Genomic DNA, 16,048 nt, shown 5'->3' with positions numbered 1-16,048 from the left:
TGACTAGCCCTCCATCGGCACAAAATTCCCAACGATAATGCCAACAATCCGAGGATCTTCCTCATAGGAGATGAAAATATCCTGGTATGTAGGATTGATAGAGACCAGACGCAATCCATTCTCCTCTCGATAGACCCGTTTGATATAGGTCTGGTTGTTGCAAACCACTGCATAAACCGCCCCGTCATAGTCAAATCCTGTCTCTCGAATCAGAGCCACTGAACCATTTTGGTATTTAGGTTCCATGGAGTCCCCAGACACCCATGACGCAAAATCATGAGCCAACTCCTCATTAAAGTAAACTGTATCAAAATTCTGATCATCGTAGACTGAAGCCCCAATCCCTGCTGACATGCGTTCATAAACACGGTACTCGTAGAGGCGCTCTGGCATAGCTGTCACTTTCTGGGCTTGCTCCTCTTGAGATAGGTTGCGAGCATAGAGAACAACCTTCTCCTGCCCTTGCTTGGAGAGGCTATGGTAGAGACGGACAATCTCGATCTGAGTAAAATATCCTTTTGGTACTTTTAAAATATTCTCTAGCTGAAACACCTTCTCCTTGGACGGTTCCTTGACTCCACGTTCCCAAGCTGAGTAAGCCTGGAAACTAATCCCAAGTTGCTCTGCAATTTCCTTCTGTGTCAGTTTTAACTCTTTCCTCCGAGCCTTTAATTTTTCTGGCTGATACATACTTCACCTCCTAGTATAGAACCTTATCTTAAATGATTTTCCTTAGAAAAGCTAATCTTTAGTTGAGTCACTTTTAAAACTCAACCAATTTGGTTTAGTTTTATTATATAAAAAAAGTAGACAAATGTCCACTAGGAAAAGCAGAAACATCGTGAGTTTTATACTCAATGAAAATCAAAGAGCAAACTAGGAAACTAGCCGCAGGCTGTACTTGAGTACGGCAAGGCGACGTTGACGCGGTTTGAATTTGATTTTCGAAGAGTATTAATCAAACTAAAAGGACCTAGCCCTATACAATACAGAACTAAATCCTTTGAATAAATAATTGATCTAACTTTTAAAATCCCTACAGAAATTCCAGTTTTTCTCTATTTGATACCAGACATTAGTTTTTCAATACGTGGAACGTAGAAGAATAAGATAATACTGAATACAATCGTAATTCCTCCAACAATTCCATAGTAAGCGACTTCAGTTTCGCTTGTATAAAATTTTACAATTTGAGCATTGATAGCTTGGGCAGCAGCATTACTCAAGAACCAGATAGACATCATTTGTGCTTGGAAGGATTTTGGTGCTAGCTTAGTAGTGACTGATAGACCGATAGGCGAAATCAACATCTCCCCCACAATCACAATAGCCCAACTCATAATCAACCAGAAAGGACTGACCTTAACATCTGTCCCAAAGAGCATCCCTGGTAACATCATCCACAAGAAGGATAAACCTGCAGCAAATAAACCGTAAGCAAATTTCTTAGAAGAGGACGGTTGCTTTTTACCCATTTTCCCCCACAACCATGCAAAAATCGGCACATAAATCATAATGAAAAGTGGATTGATACTTTGGAAAAAGCTAGATGGGAAATGAATCTGATTCCCAAATACATTAAAGTAAAGTCGAGTTTGATCATCCGCAAATAGAGCGAGAACAACAGAACCCTGCTCCTCAATAGACCAGAAGAGTACTCCAGCGATAAATAAAGGAATGTAGGCAAACACTCGGGATCTCTCAGTAGCAGTTATTTTATGACTAGATAAAATCTTAAAGAAATAGTAGATTGGAATAATTACAGCAATCACTGTAAAGATATTAACAATCATATCTACGTTAAACTGGTGAGTAAAGACTAAACCTAGAACCACCAGAACAACCATGACAAGTGTAATCAGCAAACGTTTAATCAAGGTCTGCTGCTCCTTCTGTGAAAGTGGATCAGTGGGGTAAAGACTTGATTCAGGCAGATATTTCTTCCCATCTAAAACATACTTCACCAAACCAAAGAACATCCCAATGGCAGCTAATGAGAAACCTAGATGGAAATTGACTTCCTGACCTAGATAACCTACTAAATAAGGGGCAACGAAGGCACCTAAGTTAATACCAAAGACAAAGATACTAAAACCTGCATCCCGTCTATCATCCTCTTTCTCATAAATTCCCCCCACCATATCTGAGATATTGGGTTTTAAAAATCCAGTACCAAAGATAATCAAGGCAATAGAAAGATAGAGAGCCACTTGTCCAAAAGGTGTTGCCAAAGCAATATGCCCTAGCATAATCAGAATCCCACCGTAAAAGACAGTCTTACGACTTCCTAAAATACGGTCACTGACAAAACCACCGATAACCGAGGACAAAAATACCAGCGAGCCATAAATCGCCATAACCGATGCAGCTGTGGTCTTATCCATTCCCAATCCACCATCTTGCACACTATAGTACATATAGTAAAGTAGGATAGCTCGCATCCCATAGTAAGAAAAGCGTTCCCACATCTCTGTAAAGAAGAGGGTGGACAAGCCCATAGGATGTCCAAAAAATGTTTTCTGTTTTTCCATATATATTCTCCTTGAACGATATAATAATTCATTTTACAGAATTTTCAAATAAATGTCAAACAAATCCTGTTTGTTTTAGAAAATTTTCTGAAAAAATCACACGTCTCATACTTAATTCCACCATAAAAATCCATTTCAGACTAACTTCCACTTCGGTCAGGCAAGTGGAAGTTACTTTGAAAAATCACCTTTAAAAATTTGCTCTTGTTTAGTTTAAAAATATTTCAAACCTTGAAACATACTTATCCTTTCCTCTTCAGTAAACAAAAACATCCCTATGCCAAACTTGTAATTACTAAAATACAAGTCATACTCAATGAAAATCAAAGAGCAAACTAGGAAACTAGCCGCAGGCTGTACTTGAGTACGGCAAGGCGACGTTGACGTGGTTTGAATTTGATTTTCGAAGAGTATCAATAAGCATAGAGATGTAAAACTGTTACACATTAAAAAATAATAATTAGCAATTAAATAATAGAAATTGTGTACGAAATGTCTCAATTAGTTTTCATTAGTAAATATCATTTCCAACAAACGCCCTCTCAATTCCTTATCCTGATGATGCAAGATATTCATTAACTCATGAGAATTTTTCGCATTGATGAATTGATTTAACAATCTATCTTTTAATTCATATGGAAGAGAAGCCGTCTTTAGTAGTCTAAAAACTTCATCATTTAGGGATAGCCTTTTATTATCTTTACATTCAAATCTAGCTGTATCATTCTTATTTGGCAATTCAATTATAGACACATTCGTTCCTTTAAAATGAATTCTATGCCTTCTATTGCTTGGAACGATACTAGAATCTCCTTGTAATGTTAACTCTACCATCCCCATTTCCCAGTTGATTGATAATCTTGTTTTATATCTTTGACCATTTTGATCTTCAATCATTTCAAAAGAATGTTGTTTGCCTGGGAATACATACCAATCTACAACTTCAGGTAAATCAACACCCATATCTATCTCAGAACCAACCAAGGGAATGATTGCACCACTTTTTGCAAACACAGGTATCGTCGAAATGTCTCTATAAACACTTAACTTCACACCACCTGTATATTTTTTCTCTGAAAAGAAGTCATACCATTCACCTTCAGGGAACCATACATCTACTTTTGCAGATTGGAATGCTAAATCCATCTTTTCTACAATGGGAGCCACCATCAGTTCTGTTCCAAAAAAGTATTGATTTGGAACATTATAACTCTCATCATTCTCTGGGTAGAAATAATACATTGGACTGATTAATGGGGCACCTTCCTCGTGTGTCTGTACATTCATAGTGTATAGATAGGGAATCATCTGATGTCTCAAACAAAGGTATTTCTTCATAATCTTAGATGTTGTTTCTGAAAAAAACCAAGGTTCTTTACTATTAAAAGGACTTCTAGAACTGTGTAATCGAGTAATCGGACTAAAAACACCAAACTGTAGCCATCTAGTTTGTAGCTCTTCGTCATAATCCCCCAGCATGTGTCCACCGATATCATGACTCCACCAACTATAACCGATATTAGATGCTGTCGCTGTAAAATAAGGTTGAAATCTTAACGAATTCCAACTAATAATAGTATCCCCTGAAAAACCAACAGGGTAGCGGTGACTACCAGGACCTGCATATCTTGATAAAATCAAACCGCCTTCTGCATTTTTACAACTATCCTGATAGTGATAATGGTTTAAAAGCCATAGTGGATCTAGCATACCTTGTGTCCCTTGTTGCCAGTCAATCCACCAAAAATCTACTCCCTGCTTTTCTAGCTCATAATGAACATCTTTAAAGTAGGCTTCTCTAAAAGAGGGATTAAAAAAATCAAAAATGGCAGGTTCTTCTAATTCTACATTTAACCCCAATCGTTTGGCGACTCGAGGATAAGCTTCTTCATAAGCCCGTATACCATCAGCAGGATGGACATTTAAGGAGAGTTTCAACTTTCTATCATGAAGTTGTTGCAATAACTGCTCTGGATTAGGTATTAAATTTTTATTCCAACTATATCCTGTCCACCCACTTCCAAAACGTGCTGGAATGTCAGTTATATGCCAATCCATATCTAAAACACCAATAGATAATGGAATTTTCTCTGTTTCAAATCTGTCTATTAAATCCAAGTATTCATCCGACGTATAAGGCCAATACCTACTCCACCAATTACCTAAAGCATATCTTGGCAACAAAGGTGTTGAACCAGTCAAATGGTAAAAGTCTCTGATTGCTCCTCTATAATCATGCCCATAAGCAAAGAAATACAGATCAATTTGATTTTCTCTCTCAATATAACCAGACTGTTCATCCCAAATAAATCCTTGAGAATCATCCAATAAGGCTATACCATTTCGGCTAATAATTCCATCTTCTAACGAGATTGCTCCATCTGCCTCATCCAGAGTCCGAGCTGTTCCTTTTAACGTTTCAATAGATTCACCAAAATACCAGCGACTACCATATACGGCAAAATTTCCTTTTAACTCTATAAATAAATTTTCGGCGTTAAATTCTCCTTTATTAAAGTGCAGATGAAAATAGTCCGTCATAATATCTAGTACGTTTGGTGTCTCTATATAATTTAACGAAACTTGGCCAAAATCTCTATTATAGATAAGTTGTGTCGTTCTATCCTCAAAACTTCCAGTTTGAGAGTATTCTAACCTTACTAGCTTGTCTGTTAATACAGAGATTCGATAAAACTCTCCCTTAAAAATTTTCAATTTGTTGTCCTCCTTTTAGTAAATTTCTTTACCTTATCAAACATTTTATTTGTTATCGTTACATTCATCAATCCGCAAAAAGCAAATCCCCCAAATGTAAATACGTAAATAGCTGTTAAAACTCGTTCTGGACTACTAAAACTCATATACAGTACAGAAATATTAAATAAAACCAACATGATAGCTTGTATTGGATTTAAAATACAAATTAATACGCTATTTACAATACTATTTTTTAGATTATCTTTAAATAGACCAATATAGGGAAAAATAACACTCATCAAAAGTATTATAACAAATAAAAAGGGCAACACTAACAATAAACTATACTCTGAAAATAAACTTGAATAGCCCCAAAGACAATAGTTCACATATAAAAGTAATTCTATTAGGAGGATAAACAACCAAATAAAAGTTGACTGTTTAAAATTTCGTCTAAAGATCCGAAAATAATGATAAGCAATATCGGTATCTTTACCTTTTAAAATACGATACCACATTGTCGTAAGAGAAGTTAATGATGCCCCAATTGTAACTATTGGAATACAACTAACAATAAATAGAGTATTTAAAATAATTAAATCTGTCAAAAAAGTTAAAATTCTAACCACTTTTCCATCTAATGAAAATAATTTTTGCATAATAGATATCTCCATAAAATCAATCGTCTTAACTCTATATTTTAGAATGTCAGTTGCACAAAAATATTACCTAAATTATTTAAAAAACATTTCCAAATTTCTTTAAAAATTAGAATAAAGGAAGCGAGATAATCTGATCTCATCAGTCTCGCTTCCTGTAATTAGCTAGTCCCTTGTTTATACAACCAAGAGTTCATATAAAGTATTACTCTTTTACTTCTTTTTGGTAACGATTATATGCTTCCTGTTGAATCTTCATAAATTCGTCCAATCCCATATTCTTAAGAGTTTCTTTGTATGAGTCCCATTCTTTTTCTATGCCACCTTCAACTACCCATTTAGATGCTTGTTGTTTGACATAAGATTCAATACTCACATAGATTGATGATAATTTGTTAAGCTCTTCTTGTGAATAAATCACATTAGGGTAAGCTGGCAACGCAAATTGTTTCAAATCTTGGTCCATCTTCAATTTCAATCCATCACCTTGTGTTTGATCGATTTCTACGCGACTATTGATATCATCGCTTACGTATTTAGGACCAAAATCTCGAAGTGAATTAATCCATGCCCATTCATCAGCTGATTTACCATCTTTAGGAGGTAACACTTTAAACTTATCACCATTCTTTTCAGTAGCTATTCCAAATGATCCATAGAAATTCTGAATACTTGCTTCATCTGTATATAATTTATCCAACCATTTCAATAATTTAGCAGGGTTTTTGCTCTTATTTGTAATCAAAATTTCATTTCGACCATAGTTGTAATGATCTGGATCAGAAAAGACATATTGTTTACCATCCATACCTTTTAAAGCAGGTAGAGCAATATATTCACTTGAATGTAAGCCAAACGTTGCATCTGCTGTCCAACCACTAGAAACACCTACTCTAGATACTCCCTTATCCATACGTTTTGCTACACTCATAGAGGTATCTTCTGTAAAGATTTCCGGATCAATCAAACCTTTTTTATAAGATTCGTGCATTGCTGCAATCCCTTGTTTATAACTTTCTTCTGTACGAAGGTAGACTGGTTTTCCATCTTTTACAGACATTTCATATGTATTATCTGCCCCTAAACGATTATTGAACGGAAGAATATATGAGAATGTTGGATCAAAGTTTCCTGCTCCGAATGGAATTTCATCAGAAGCGTCTCCATTTCCGTTCGCATCTTTATCCTTAAATTCTTGTAGTACTTTTACTAAATCATCATAAGTTTCTGGAACCTTTAATCCTAAATTATCCAGCCACTTTTTATTAATAAATAGCTGATTAGCTACAGTAGGACGCATCGGTAATTTTTTAGGTAGACTGTAGATATGACCATCTGGTGAAGTAATCATAGCTTTAATCTTAGGTTCTTTCTCCATAGCCTTAGTTAAATTTGGCATGTTTTCTTTGATTAAATCTTCCAATGGAATAAATAAAGATTGGTTCTGAGCAATTTCTGAATCTGTAAAAGCATTTGAACCTAAAAATGCATCTGGTAAATCTCCACTAGCAACCAACACAGATTTCTTATCTGCCCAATCTGCAGCTACAAGTGTATCCCATTTAACATCGATACCTGATTCTTTGGCAGAATCAGTTAGAAAACCTTTATGATAATCTTCCCCCCAGTCAGACCAACGAACAGTTGTGATTTTATAAGAATCTTCTCCAGACTTATCATCCTTATTCGCATTATTAGAATTTGCACAGGCTGTTAAGCCAGCAAGTGTAACTGTTCCTAAGAACAAATATGTAAATGATTTATTTTTCATGTTTTTCTCCTATTCTTTCAACGCGCCAATCATTACGCCTTGATTAAAATATTTTTGAACAAAGGGATATAGCAACATTATCGGAGCGGTTGAAATAACAATTGCTGCATATTTCATCATATCGGCTTTGATACGAAGATCTGATGCAACTTCTCCTGTTGCTTGCGATTGTAACATTTGATTACTAATTAGTAAACGTCGTAAAATTAATTGCAATGGTTGTAAATTTTCATTCGTTAAATAAATTAAAGCATTAAACCACGAATTCCAAATACCAACTGCAGTCCAAAGTCCAATAACTGCTATAATAGCTTTTGATAAAGGAACGACTATCTTAATAAAATAACGAATTGTACCACATCCATCAATTTGCGCAGCCTCCCACATCCCGTCTGGAATACTATTATTAAAGAAAGTTCTAGCAACAATAATATTGTATGATGAAACCGCAAAAGGGATTACCATTACCCAAAATGTATCAATTAGGCCAACATTCTTTACTGTTAAGTAGGTAGGAATCAAGCCACCTGATACGAACATAGGGATTATGTATAGAATACTCATCCATTTTCTACCAACTAATTCTTTTCTAGATAAAGCATAACCAGCTGGAATATTGACTACTAAAGCAACTAAGGTCCCAACAACAGTATATAAAATGGTATTTAGATAGCTACGTAAGAATAAAGGTTGTTGAATAAGACGTAAATATCCATCTAATTTCCATTCTCTAGGAATAAACCATACCTTTCCATTTGCAACATCTGAAGGATTACTAAAAGATGCAATCACTACAAACCATAACGGATAAACAATTAACAGGATAAGGAAAATTGCTAAACCATAGGTAACTATATCAAATAATAATTCAGAGTTTGTTTTTCTTGATTTATGAAACCATCTCACTTTAAGCACTCCTTCCTTTAAAAAAGACCCGTTCTAGTATATCTTTTTGAGAACCAGTTAACAGATAACAAAATTATTAGATTGACTACGGTGTTAAATAACCCTATAGCTGTCGAATAACTATACTGAAAATTCACCATACCAACTTTATAAACATAGGTCGAAATTATCTCACTTCCTGCTAAATTAAGAGGATTCTGTAATAGTAACACTTTCTCAAATCCTACACTTAATAAACTACCTGCTCTTAATATTAGCAAAATCATAGCAGTTGGCAAAAGTAATGGTAATTCTATATGCCTAATTTTTTGTAACCTAGAAGCGCCATCCATAGTTGAAGCCTCATAATATGTAGGATCAATTGCAGAAAGCGCTGCCAGATAAATAATACTATCCCAACCAATATGTTGCCATACATCACTCCAAACATAAACACCTGCAAAACTAGTAGGTTTTGATAAAAAATCTGGAATAGTAATTCCAACAGACTTAAATACATTTGCTAACAAACCACTAGTAGGAGATAAAAATAAGATAATCATCCCACACATAACCATTGTAGAGATAAAATGAGGTAAGTAAGTTGTCACTTGAAATATTTTTCTAAATTTCCCAACTCTTAACTGATTACTGATTATAGCTAGTATAATAGGCAAGGGGAATCCTACTACAATACTATAAAGTGAAATTTTTAATGTATTGAACATAGTTGTCCCGAATTGGAATGATGAGAAAAATTGAGTAAAGTACTTAAATCCTACCCACTGACTAGCAAAGATACCATTAGCTGGTGAATAGTCTTTAAATGCAATAATTAATCCCAACATGGGAATATAGGAAAATAAAATTAATAGCAATATTGAAGGAAAAAGTAATATGTATAACGGAATACTATGCTTTAATTTTATTTTATGAAGTTGAGATGCTACTTTCATTTTTTCCTCCTATCTGATTTTCTACGATTATTTTACACCATATAGAATTCCCTTAATATAACTTTTTGGACTAGGTTTATCAATTTTTCAGTTTATCATTTCTGAGAACTATTACTTTTCCGACATCTTGATAAAACATATCTGTTTTGTACATGATATCGTATTTTCAAAGTGATATAATTTAAATACGAGGCTAGTATATGAAATTAAATCGCGAGTTATCAAAAAAACATTCTATTCATTTTTTCTTTAAACTCCTACTTGTACTACTATTGATAAATATTTTAATCAATATTGCTATGAGTAACATCACCAGAAATTTTATTAAAAACCAAAATATAGTACACTTACGTAGTTCAATTGAAATTTATGCTGACTCTGTTAATGAAAAATTACATTCTGCAGAGAGGTTTATGTATTCAACAATAACACACAGTGAAGATTTGGAAAAATTAAATCATGTACAAAAATTTTTAGACTATCAAGAAAGTCTAAAAAAGGTTCAAACTAGTTTTACAGAGTTTGAATATCAAAATGAAACCCATATGACATTCTTATTAGAAACAAATTCTACTAAACATTTTATCAATGTTTCCGATCTTTATATTCCATATGAAGATTATTTACTGTTAAAAACATATCTAAAATCACTAAGTAGCGATATAAGTGACCGTAAGTGGAAAAATATAACTACTAAAAATAGCGAATACTTAGTTAAATCCGTTCATTACGAAGGAAAAATAATTTATGCAGTCATATCCTCAGAAGATATCCTAAAACCTCTCAATAAACTTAATATTGGTAATAATGGTAAACTCTCCCTAAAAGAGCCTAACAATATACCGTCCTCTAATTACCTAATTCATGCACAAAATGAAAAAACACATTTACCTTTCGATATTTATGTTTTAGTCGATTATGCCGAAGTCTTTAGAAATATCACACTCTTAGAAGTATTTTTATCAGCTGTTCCTATCATTATCACCATTTTATCAATCATCATTATCCTATATATTCGTCAGTGGATGATTAAGCCTATAACAAGACTCACTGAACGGCTCTCTCAACTTGGGGACTCCATCCCCCCTTCTGAATTTTTTATATCTGAAGGTATACTAGAAATTGATAAGGCAAATGATAAACTTAATAAAGTAATTTTTGACATGCAAGAATTAAAAATACGAGAATATCATTCACAACTAGAACTTAAGAAGATTGAACTTAATTATCTTAAAAATCAAATCCGACCGCATTTCTACTTAAATATGTTATCAATGATTCATAGTATGCTTCAAACAAAAAACTACAAGGAAATTGAAGAATTAACTATCCTAACTTCAAATTATCTCCGTCATTTATTTATGGCTAATCAAGATTTTTCAGAACTTAAAGATGAAGTTCAGCATATTAAAGATTATTTAGAAATACAACGAATTCGATATGGAAATAGTATCTACTTTTCACTAGACTACAATTCTGATTTACAAAATACTCTTGTTCCATCATTACTGTTACAAACGTTTATTGAAAACACAATAAAACACGGTTTTTCATTTCAAGATTTATTTACAATTTTACTATCAATAAAAAAAGTAAAAACTGAGGACTCAGATTATATTCAGATTTGTATCGAAGATAATGGTCCAGGTTTCTCTGAAGAAATTTTATCAAAATTAAATCAGAAACAGTCTCTAATAACAGAAGATGGACATCATATTGGGATCACGAACACCATCGAACGTTTGAATCTTCTCTATCCCAACGACTATACTATTACATTTGAAAATAATGAAGAAGGTGGGGCTAAAATTCTTTTACTTATTCCATACAAGATTATAGACGGAGGTTATAATGAACATCTTATTGGTTGATGACGATCGTTTTATCATTGAAGCTTTACGAGAGAAAATAAATTGGGCTAAACTACACATTGACATTGTTTATGTTGCCTATAGCCTCACTCAAGCTCAAAATATTATTAGAGAGCATCCTATTGATCTCATGATAAGTGATATAGAAATGCCTCAAGGTAGCGGTCTCGAACTCTTATCGTGGATTAGAAATGAAAAATATGATATAAAAACAATTTTTTTAACCAATTACGCCGACTTCAACTATGCTCAAAAAGCAATTGAATTGCAAAGCTTTGAATACTATCTAAAACCCATTAACTTTGAAAAATTAGAATTTATTATTCAAAAAGCCATTAGTAAAATTGAGAATCATAACTTAAACGGAAAAAATGATGCACTTTTACAAATAGAAGATAATTTCTGGTATGATTACCTTAGAAAACCTCAAATTTCTCGCATTGATGAACTAGAAAACATAGCAATCAAACAAGATTTTATTCTTAAAAAACACCAATATTTTTTCCTTGCAGTTTTAACAATCAATCTTAATGAAGAAGATTATTCTGCAGAAACTCCATCATGGACTTCTCAACTAAAAAGAGAACTGCAAAGAATTTCACAACCTTCTTATAATCTGATAAGTCTATTCAAAATGGAAAGCCTGGTCGATCAATATGTTTGTCTCTTTAGAGTAGACTCTTCCAAACGTAGTGACAAACTGGCATATGAAATTCATTCTCAAATTTCTAATAATTTTAGCAAATACTCAACTCTTATATATAAGAGTTGCCATAAAATATCCGATATTTTATTTCATGCTAAAGAACTCTACACTTATAATGAACAGTATGTCTCTTATTGGAATACTATTATATGTGTTCCACATAGTTTCCCAACTTCTTTTAAAACAGAAACTCTTTCAATTACTTTTTTAGACACCTTAAGTGAATACGAATTAAGAGAAAAAATTAATTCACTTGCCTATAATTCTCAAATTCCTACTTTCACACTACAACAAATTTTACTAGATTGGATTCAACAAATAGGGATATATCTAGATCAAAATGGAATTTCAGCACATAAATTATTCCAAAATAGCACTCATGATTTCCTATTCCAACGACGTTTTCATTCAATTGAATCATTTCAAGATTACTTTGATTATTACTGGTCACATGCCAAGAAATTTGCAACAAACATTGAAAATCAGAAAAATAGTATTCAACGTATTGTCGAATACATAGATCATCACTACTATGAAGATATAAATCGTTCTATATTAGCAGATATGGTTTATCTCAGCGCAGATCATTTAGCTAGAATTTTTAAAAAAGAAACTGGAGAAACTCTTGTTAAATATATAACGGATAAGCGCATTAATGCTGCTAAATCTCTCCTATCTCAAACAAATATCTCGATATCACAAGTATCTTGTCAAGTAGGGTATGATAATTATTCTTACTTTACTAAAATTTTTAAACAAAGGACTGGGCTTTCTCCTGGAGATTACCGTAAAACTTATCAAAATAAAATGTAAGCAATTTAAATCATTGAAATGATAAGTAAAATTCAAGGTCTGTAGTAATTTTTGAAATTCTACAGTTTTTCCAAAGATATTGTGCTGATGATAATTTTTTAGATTATCATCAGCACAATATCTTTCAGTCCAACATAGCTCCAAAAATTTCTTTAACATTGTTGATAAGGCAACTTCTTAAAAAGTCAGTTTGAAAAGAAAATCCAGTAAATATTTCTAGGATAATAGGATAAAACGTATACTATCAAGCTTTTACTGAACTGCACCCCAAAAGTTAGACAGAAAAATCTAACTTTTGGGGTGCAGATTACATAAAATATTCTAGTACAATAGAGCATTCTTATCCAGGGTAGTCGAATGTATAAACTCATAACTTGAAAAGAATTTTTTCAAATAACTTCGTTAATTTAGTTTTGTCTCCATAAACTGTACCATCCATATACAGGTGATAAATCTCATCATCATCACCGATTGATATTTCACATTCATAACCTTTCATTAAAGCTAAAGAGCGAATAACCTCCCTCTGCGTTCTACCGTTTCCCTCACAGAATGGATGAAAATAATTGAGATTATCTAAAATTTCGACCAATAACTGAATGACTTCTTTTCTACTATTAGCAGTGTCATGAAATCTATCTATCAAATTATTAAGGTAAGTGAGTGCTGTATCGAAAGACTGAATCGGCATAAAAGCATTACCACTTTTTGAAATATTGACTTTTCTAAATTCACCTGCCCAGTGATACATATCTTCAAACAAAAATTGATGAATTTTCAATATATCTTCTACACTATAAACTGGGATAGGATTGATAAATAATTTCAAACTCTTACTAGCAACCATACGATATTCAAGCTCACGTGCTTTTTGCTCATCTCGTTCTTCCTGCTTATTTCTTAGAACTGAAGAATCTGGATAGGTATATAAATTATCCGGATCAATATAGTCATAAGAATCATAACATTTACGCTTCATCAAGCCATCACCAGAGCAAGAGCTTCATCTCGTAATCTTTCAACATCACTAACCGTAGGTCGCCATCCTTCAATCATATTTGTACTTAAAGCATACCAAACACTCTTAAAAACGGAGCGGTTTTCAAAAGCTACTCCCATGATTGTCATCTTTTCTTTATCTATATCTAAGGACACATGCTATCTCCTTTAGTTACATTATACCATGTTTCTCTGTAGCTTTTAAATATTTTATTTTGTCTGTAATATCTAAATTTCAGCACTTTTATCCTATTTTATAAACCTCAAATCCAAATATAAAACTCATTCTTTTTCCTTTTTAACTAATGATGCTGAACAAAAACTTAACTTCAGGGGAAAATAAAGTAAGACTAGACAAAATTCAAAAACTGATTTCGTACAACTCAAAATACTGATTTTAGACTGAAGATAATGCTAGAATGCTAATTAATGTTTTTGTAATAAAGAGCTGACAACTTATGTTGCTTTTGATTTCTTAAGAATATAAAAAGAAACAATAAGGTAAACTTTCGAGTGATTTGAAACGTTGATAGTATCGTATTAATTAACGTTTTGAGCCAACTGGCCTTGTCCGGTTGCAGTCATATTTGCAAGCGACTAAAGTCGCAACAACTGTATCAATTGCACCAATTTAGCAAGAAAGTACAAAAAAGAACACCCCGAAAGGTGCTCTTTGTAAGTATAGTAATTCTTTCGAATTAACGTTTACTAAATTTTCCTATTAAAAACTAATAATACTAAATCCTTACAAATCCCTTTATATCAACATCTTACGATTTGAAACTCCCATGAAATTGTACTACAACCCATTCATTTGGATAAAATTGACACCAATTAACACCCAAAAATAGACTAGTCATCTATCTCACATCTTGAGGTAGATTATTTTATTGTCATACCTAAAAATTTTAGAAGCTAAACCAAACTAATCTAAATCCGATAATTCTAGAATTTCTTTAAATAAATTAATAAACTTATCTGGATACCTGTTAGACTGTATATGAAATACTAATTCTGATAAATCTGGGCTAAATTCTTCAGAAAAGGGGAGGAAAAATTCTGAAGGTGAAATCTTTAAAGCATTAAGTATTTTTATCAAAGTCTCAACAGATAAATTTCGTTTATCATTTTCAACAAGATTAATAAAGGGAAGGCTCAATTCGCTTCTTTCAGCAAGCTCCTGTTGAGTGAGTTTCATTTTCATACGATAACTTTTAATTTGTAACCCGATAGATATTTTTTTCATCATAAAAGATTTCCTTTTCTTTTAACTATTGTATAAATAATTATCAAAAAGATATATTCTTTATTGTATTCATTTTAAATATAATGTTTACAATATAATAATTTCGTGATAAAATATTAAAAAAGGAGGTGTAATTTAGATGGCTTTAATTATTCAAGAAGTCGCAGATGACCCAGGATGTGCTGGTTGTGGATGTTTTGCAGTTATAGTCCCACTAGTAATAGTCTACTTATTCAGAGATTCGATTATAAGTGGTATTATATCGTTATTATCAGGATTACTCACAATCGCCCTATGGTTGCTTGGATTTGTCCTAGTTGCAACTCTAGGTTTCTATCTTATAAAATACCTAATAGAGTTTCTAAAAAATAGAGAGCAGAAAAACCATGATAATAATTAGAGAAAAGCCACTTTTCCCCATCGGTATAATTTTAGGAGCTATCCTTACCACTCTCCTGTTAGTAATAATTTTATTAAGTAATAGCGGTTTCTTTTCAAAAAATCATACTTACAAAAAAGGAGAGATAGTGACTCTACACAATGTAGATTTCGAATACAAAGAATCCATTACTTTGGATGATAAAAATGGCAACCATATATTAGAAGAGTTAACCAGAAAAGATTTTAAAAACACAATAGAATATAAAGGAAATACCTATGAATATTTTGAAACCTATTATAACGATTTTACAGATTACATTTATCTTGATAGGTATCGTAAAATAGAAAAAGGTACACCAGAAGAAAAATGGAGCAACTCCTATAAAAATATGTTTCTTAATGTAGTAGCTGATTTTGATGGCAAAGTTATAAAAATAGCTCATTAATTATAGCAATTCTAATTTATAGAGTTGCTTTTTTATATTTTTTATTTAAAAGTGTGAGTTATTCAAAGAAATTTTTTGATATTATAC

The 16,048-nt window shown here is 32.6% G+C and carries 14 protein-coding genes; 4 read left to right on the top strand and 10 right to left on the bottom strand.

Annotation, left to right across the window (positions count from 1 at the left end; genetic code table 11):
- Nucleotides 1–3: 3 nt before the first annotated feature.
- The 7 genes from FQT24_RS09645 to FQT24_RS09610 form a co-directional block, all read right to left on the bottom strand.
- Nucleotides 4–690, bottom strand: a complete 687-nt coding sequence (locus FQT24_RS09645; RefSeq protein ID WP_143952857.1) for a helix-turn-helix domain-containing protein — start codon at nt 688–690, stop codon at nt 4–6.
- Between the two features lie 368 nt (nt 691–1,058).
- A complete protein-coding gene (locus FQT24_RS09640; protein WP_391592444.1) occupies nt 1,059–2,468 on the bottom strand; it encodes a peptide MFS transporter in 1,410 nt (469 codons plus the stop codon).
- Between the two features lie 564 nt (nt 2,469–3,032).
- Entirely contained in the window at nt 3,033–5,246 is a 2,214-nt protein-coding gene (locus FQT24_RS09630) for a glycoside hydrolase family 31 protein (RefSeq protein ID WP_143952856.1), read from the bottom strand.
- Complete coding sequence (locus FQT24_RS09625) at nt 5,243–5,887, bottom strand: DUF624 domain-containing protein (RefSeq protein ID WP_001170588.1); 645 nt, start codon at nt 5,885–5,887, stop codon at nt 5,243–5,245. The genes FQT24_RS09630 and FQT24_RS09625 overlap by 4 nt, the downstream gene beginning before the upstream one ends.
- A gap of 205 nt (nt 5,888–6,092) precedes the next feature.
- Nucleotides 6,093–7,658: a type 2 periplasmic-binding domain-containing protein gene (locus tag FQT24_RS09620; protein ID WP_004256278.1), complete on the bottom strand. Its 1,566-nt coding sequence runs from the start codon at nt 7,656–7,658 to the stop codon at nt 6,093–6,095.
- Between the two features lie 9 nt (nt 7,659–7,667).
- The gene (locus tag FQT24_RS09615) at nt 7,668–8,564 is read right to left on the bottom strand and encodes a carbohydrate ABC transporter permease (RefSeq protein WP_001267167.1); all 897 of its coding nucleotides are present in this window, start codon (nt 8,562–8,564) and stop codon (nt 7,668–7,670) included.
- Nucleotides 8,565–8,581: 17 nt separating this feature from the next.
- Nucleotides 8,582–9,499: an ABC transporter permease gene (locus FQT24_RS09610; protein WP_143952855.1), complete on the bottom strand. Its 918-nt coding sequence runs from the start codon at nt 9,497–9,499 to the stop codon at nt 8,582–8,584.
- A 200-nt stretch (nt 9,500–9,699) separates the two neighbouring features.
- Here FQT24_RS09610 and FQT24_RS09605 point away from each other — a divergent pair, with 200 nt between their 5' ends.
- Together FQT24_RS09605 and FQT24_RS09600 are read left to right on the top strand one after the other, a co-directional pair.
- Nucleotides 9,700–11,370, top strand: coding sequence for a sensor histidine kinase (locus FQT24_RS09605; RefSeq protein WP_143952854.1), 1,671 nt, complete (start codon nt 9,700–9,702; stop codon nt 11,368–11,370).
- A complete protein-coding gene (locus FQT24_RS09600; RefSeq protein ID WP_143952853.1) occupies nt 11,351–12,889 on the top strand; it encodes a response regulator transcription factor in 1,539 nt (512 codons plus the stop codon). Before FQT24_RS09605 ends, FQT24_RS09600 begins: the two co-directional genes overlap by 20 nt.
- Nucleotides 12,890–13,256: 367 nt before the next feature.
- On the opposite strand, the gene FQT24_RS09595 is transcribed toward FQT24_RS09600, so the two are convergent.
- The 3 genes from FQT24_RS09595 to FQT24_RS09585 form a co-directional block, all read right to left on the bottom strand.
- A complete protein-coding gene (locus FQT24_RS09595; RefSeq protein ID WP_143952852.1) occupies nt 13,257–13,868 on the bottom strand; it encodes a Fic/DOC family protein in 612 nt (203 codons plus the stop codon).
- Nucleotides 13,868–14,044 (bottom strand): hypothetical protein, encoded by a 177-nt coding sequence (locus FQT24_RS09590; RefSeq protein WP_143952851.1) that lies wholly within the window; start codon nt 14,042–14,044, stop codon nt 13,868–13,870. Before FQT24_RS09590 ends, FQT24_RS09595 begins: the two co-directional genes overlap by 1 nt.
- 769 nt (nt 14,045–14,813) lie before the next feature.
- A complete protein-coding gene (locus FQT24_RS09585; protein ID WP_143952850.1) occupies nt 14,814–15,137 on the bottom strand; it encodes a helix-turn-helix domain-containing protein in 324 nt (107 codons plus the stop codon).
- A 136-nt stretch (nt 15,138–15,273) separates the two neighbouring features.
- Here FQT24_RS09585 and FQT24_RS09580 point away from each other — a divergent pair, with 136 nt between their 5' ends.
- Both FQT24_RS09580 and FQT24_RS09575 read left to right on the top strand, forming a co-directional pair.
- The gene (locus tag FQT24_RS09580) at nt 15,274–15,534 is read left to right on the top strand and encodes a hypothetical protein (protein WP_143952849.1); all 261 of its coding nucleotides are present in this window, start codon (nt 15,274–15,276) and stop codon (nt 15,532–15,534) included.
- The gene (locus tag FQT24_RS09575; RefSeq protein WP_143952848.1) at nt 15,521–15,961 is read left to right on the top strand and encodes a hypothetical protein; all 441 of its coding nucleotides are present in this window, start codon (nt 15,521–15,523) and stop codon (nt 15,959–15,961) included. The genes FQT24_RS09580 and FQT24_RS09575 overlap by 14 nt, the downstream gene beginning before the upstream one ends.
- The last annotated feature ends 87 nt before the right edge of the window (nt 15,962–16,048 follow it).

It is taken from the genome of Streptococcus mitis, from assembly GCF_901542415.1.
GTDB classification, from domain to species: domain Bacteria; phylum Bacillota; class Bacilli; order Lactobacillales; family Streptococcaceae; genus Streptococcus; species Streptococcus mitis_BL.
The sequence above is the reverse complement of the archived record's forward strand: the minus strand, read 5'-3'. Positions and strand labels throughout refer to the sequence as shown.

Excerpts from the sequence above, each read along its gene's own strand:
- FQT24_RS09645 (WP_143952857.1), bottom strand. The coding sequence starts at position 690 with ATGTATCAGCCAGAAAAATTAAAGGCTCGGAGGAAAGAGTTAAAACTG.
- FQT24_RS09640 (WP_391592444.1), bottom strand. The coding sequence starts at position 2,468 with ATGTGGGAACGCTTTTCTTACTATGGGATGCGAGCTATCCTACTTTAC.
- FQT24_RS09625 (WP_001170588.1), bottom strand. The coding sequence starts at position 5,887 with ATGCAAAAATTATTTTCATTAGATGGAAAAGTGGTTAGAATTTTAACT.
- FQT24_RS09620 (WP_004256278.1), bottom strand. The coding sequence starts at position 7,658 with ATGAAAAATAAATCATTTACATATTTGTTCTTAGGAACAGTTACACTT.
- FQT24_RS09610 (WP_143952855.1), bottom strand. The coding sequence starts at position 9,499 with ATGAAAGTAGCATCTCAACTTCATAAAATAAAATTAAAGCATAGTATT.
- FQT24_RS09605 (WP_143952854.1), top strand. The coding sequence starts at position 9,700 with ATGAAATTAAATCGCGAGTTATCAAAAAAACATTCTATTCATTTTTTC.
- FQT24_RS09600 (WP_143952853.1), top strand. The coding sequence starts at position 11,351 with ATGAACATCTTATTGGTTGATGACGATCGTTTTATCATTGAAGCTTTA.
- FQT24_RS09595 (WP_143952852.1), bottom strand. The coding sequence starts at position 13,868 with ATGAAGCGTAAATGTTATGATTCTTATGACTATATTGATCCGGATAAT.
- FQT24_RS09585 (WP_143952850.1), bottom strand. The coding sequence starts at position 15,137 with ATGATGAAAAAAATATCTATCGGGTTACAAATTAAAAGTTATCGTATG.
- FQT24_RS09580 (WP_143952849.1), top strand. The coding sequence starts at position 15,274 with ATGGCTTTAATTATTCAAGAAGTCGCAGATGACCCAGGATGTGCTGGT.
- FQT24_RS09575 (WP_143952848.1), top strand. The coding sequence starts at position 15,521 with ATGATAATAATTAGAGAAAAGCCACTTTTCCCCATCGGTATAATTTTA.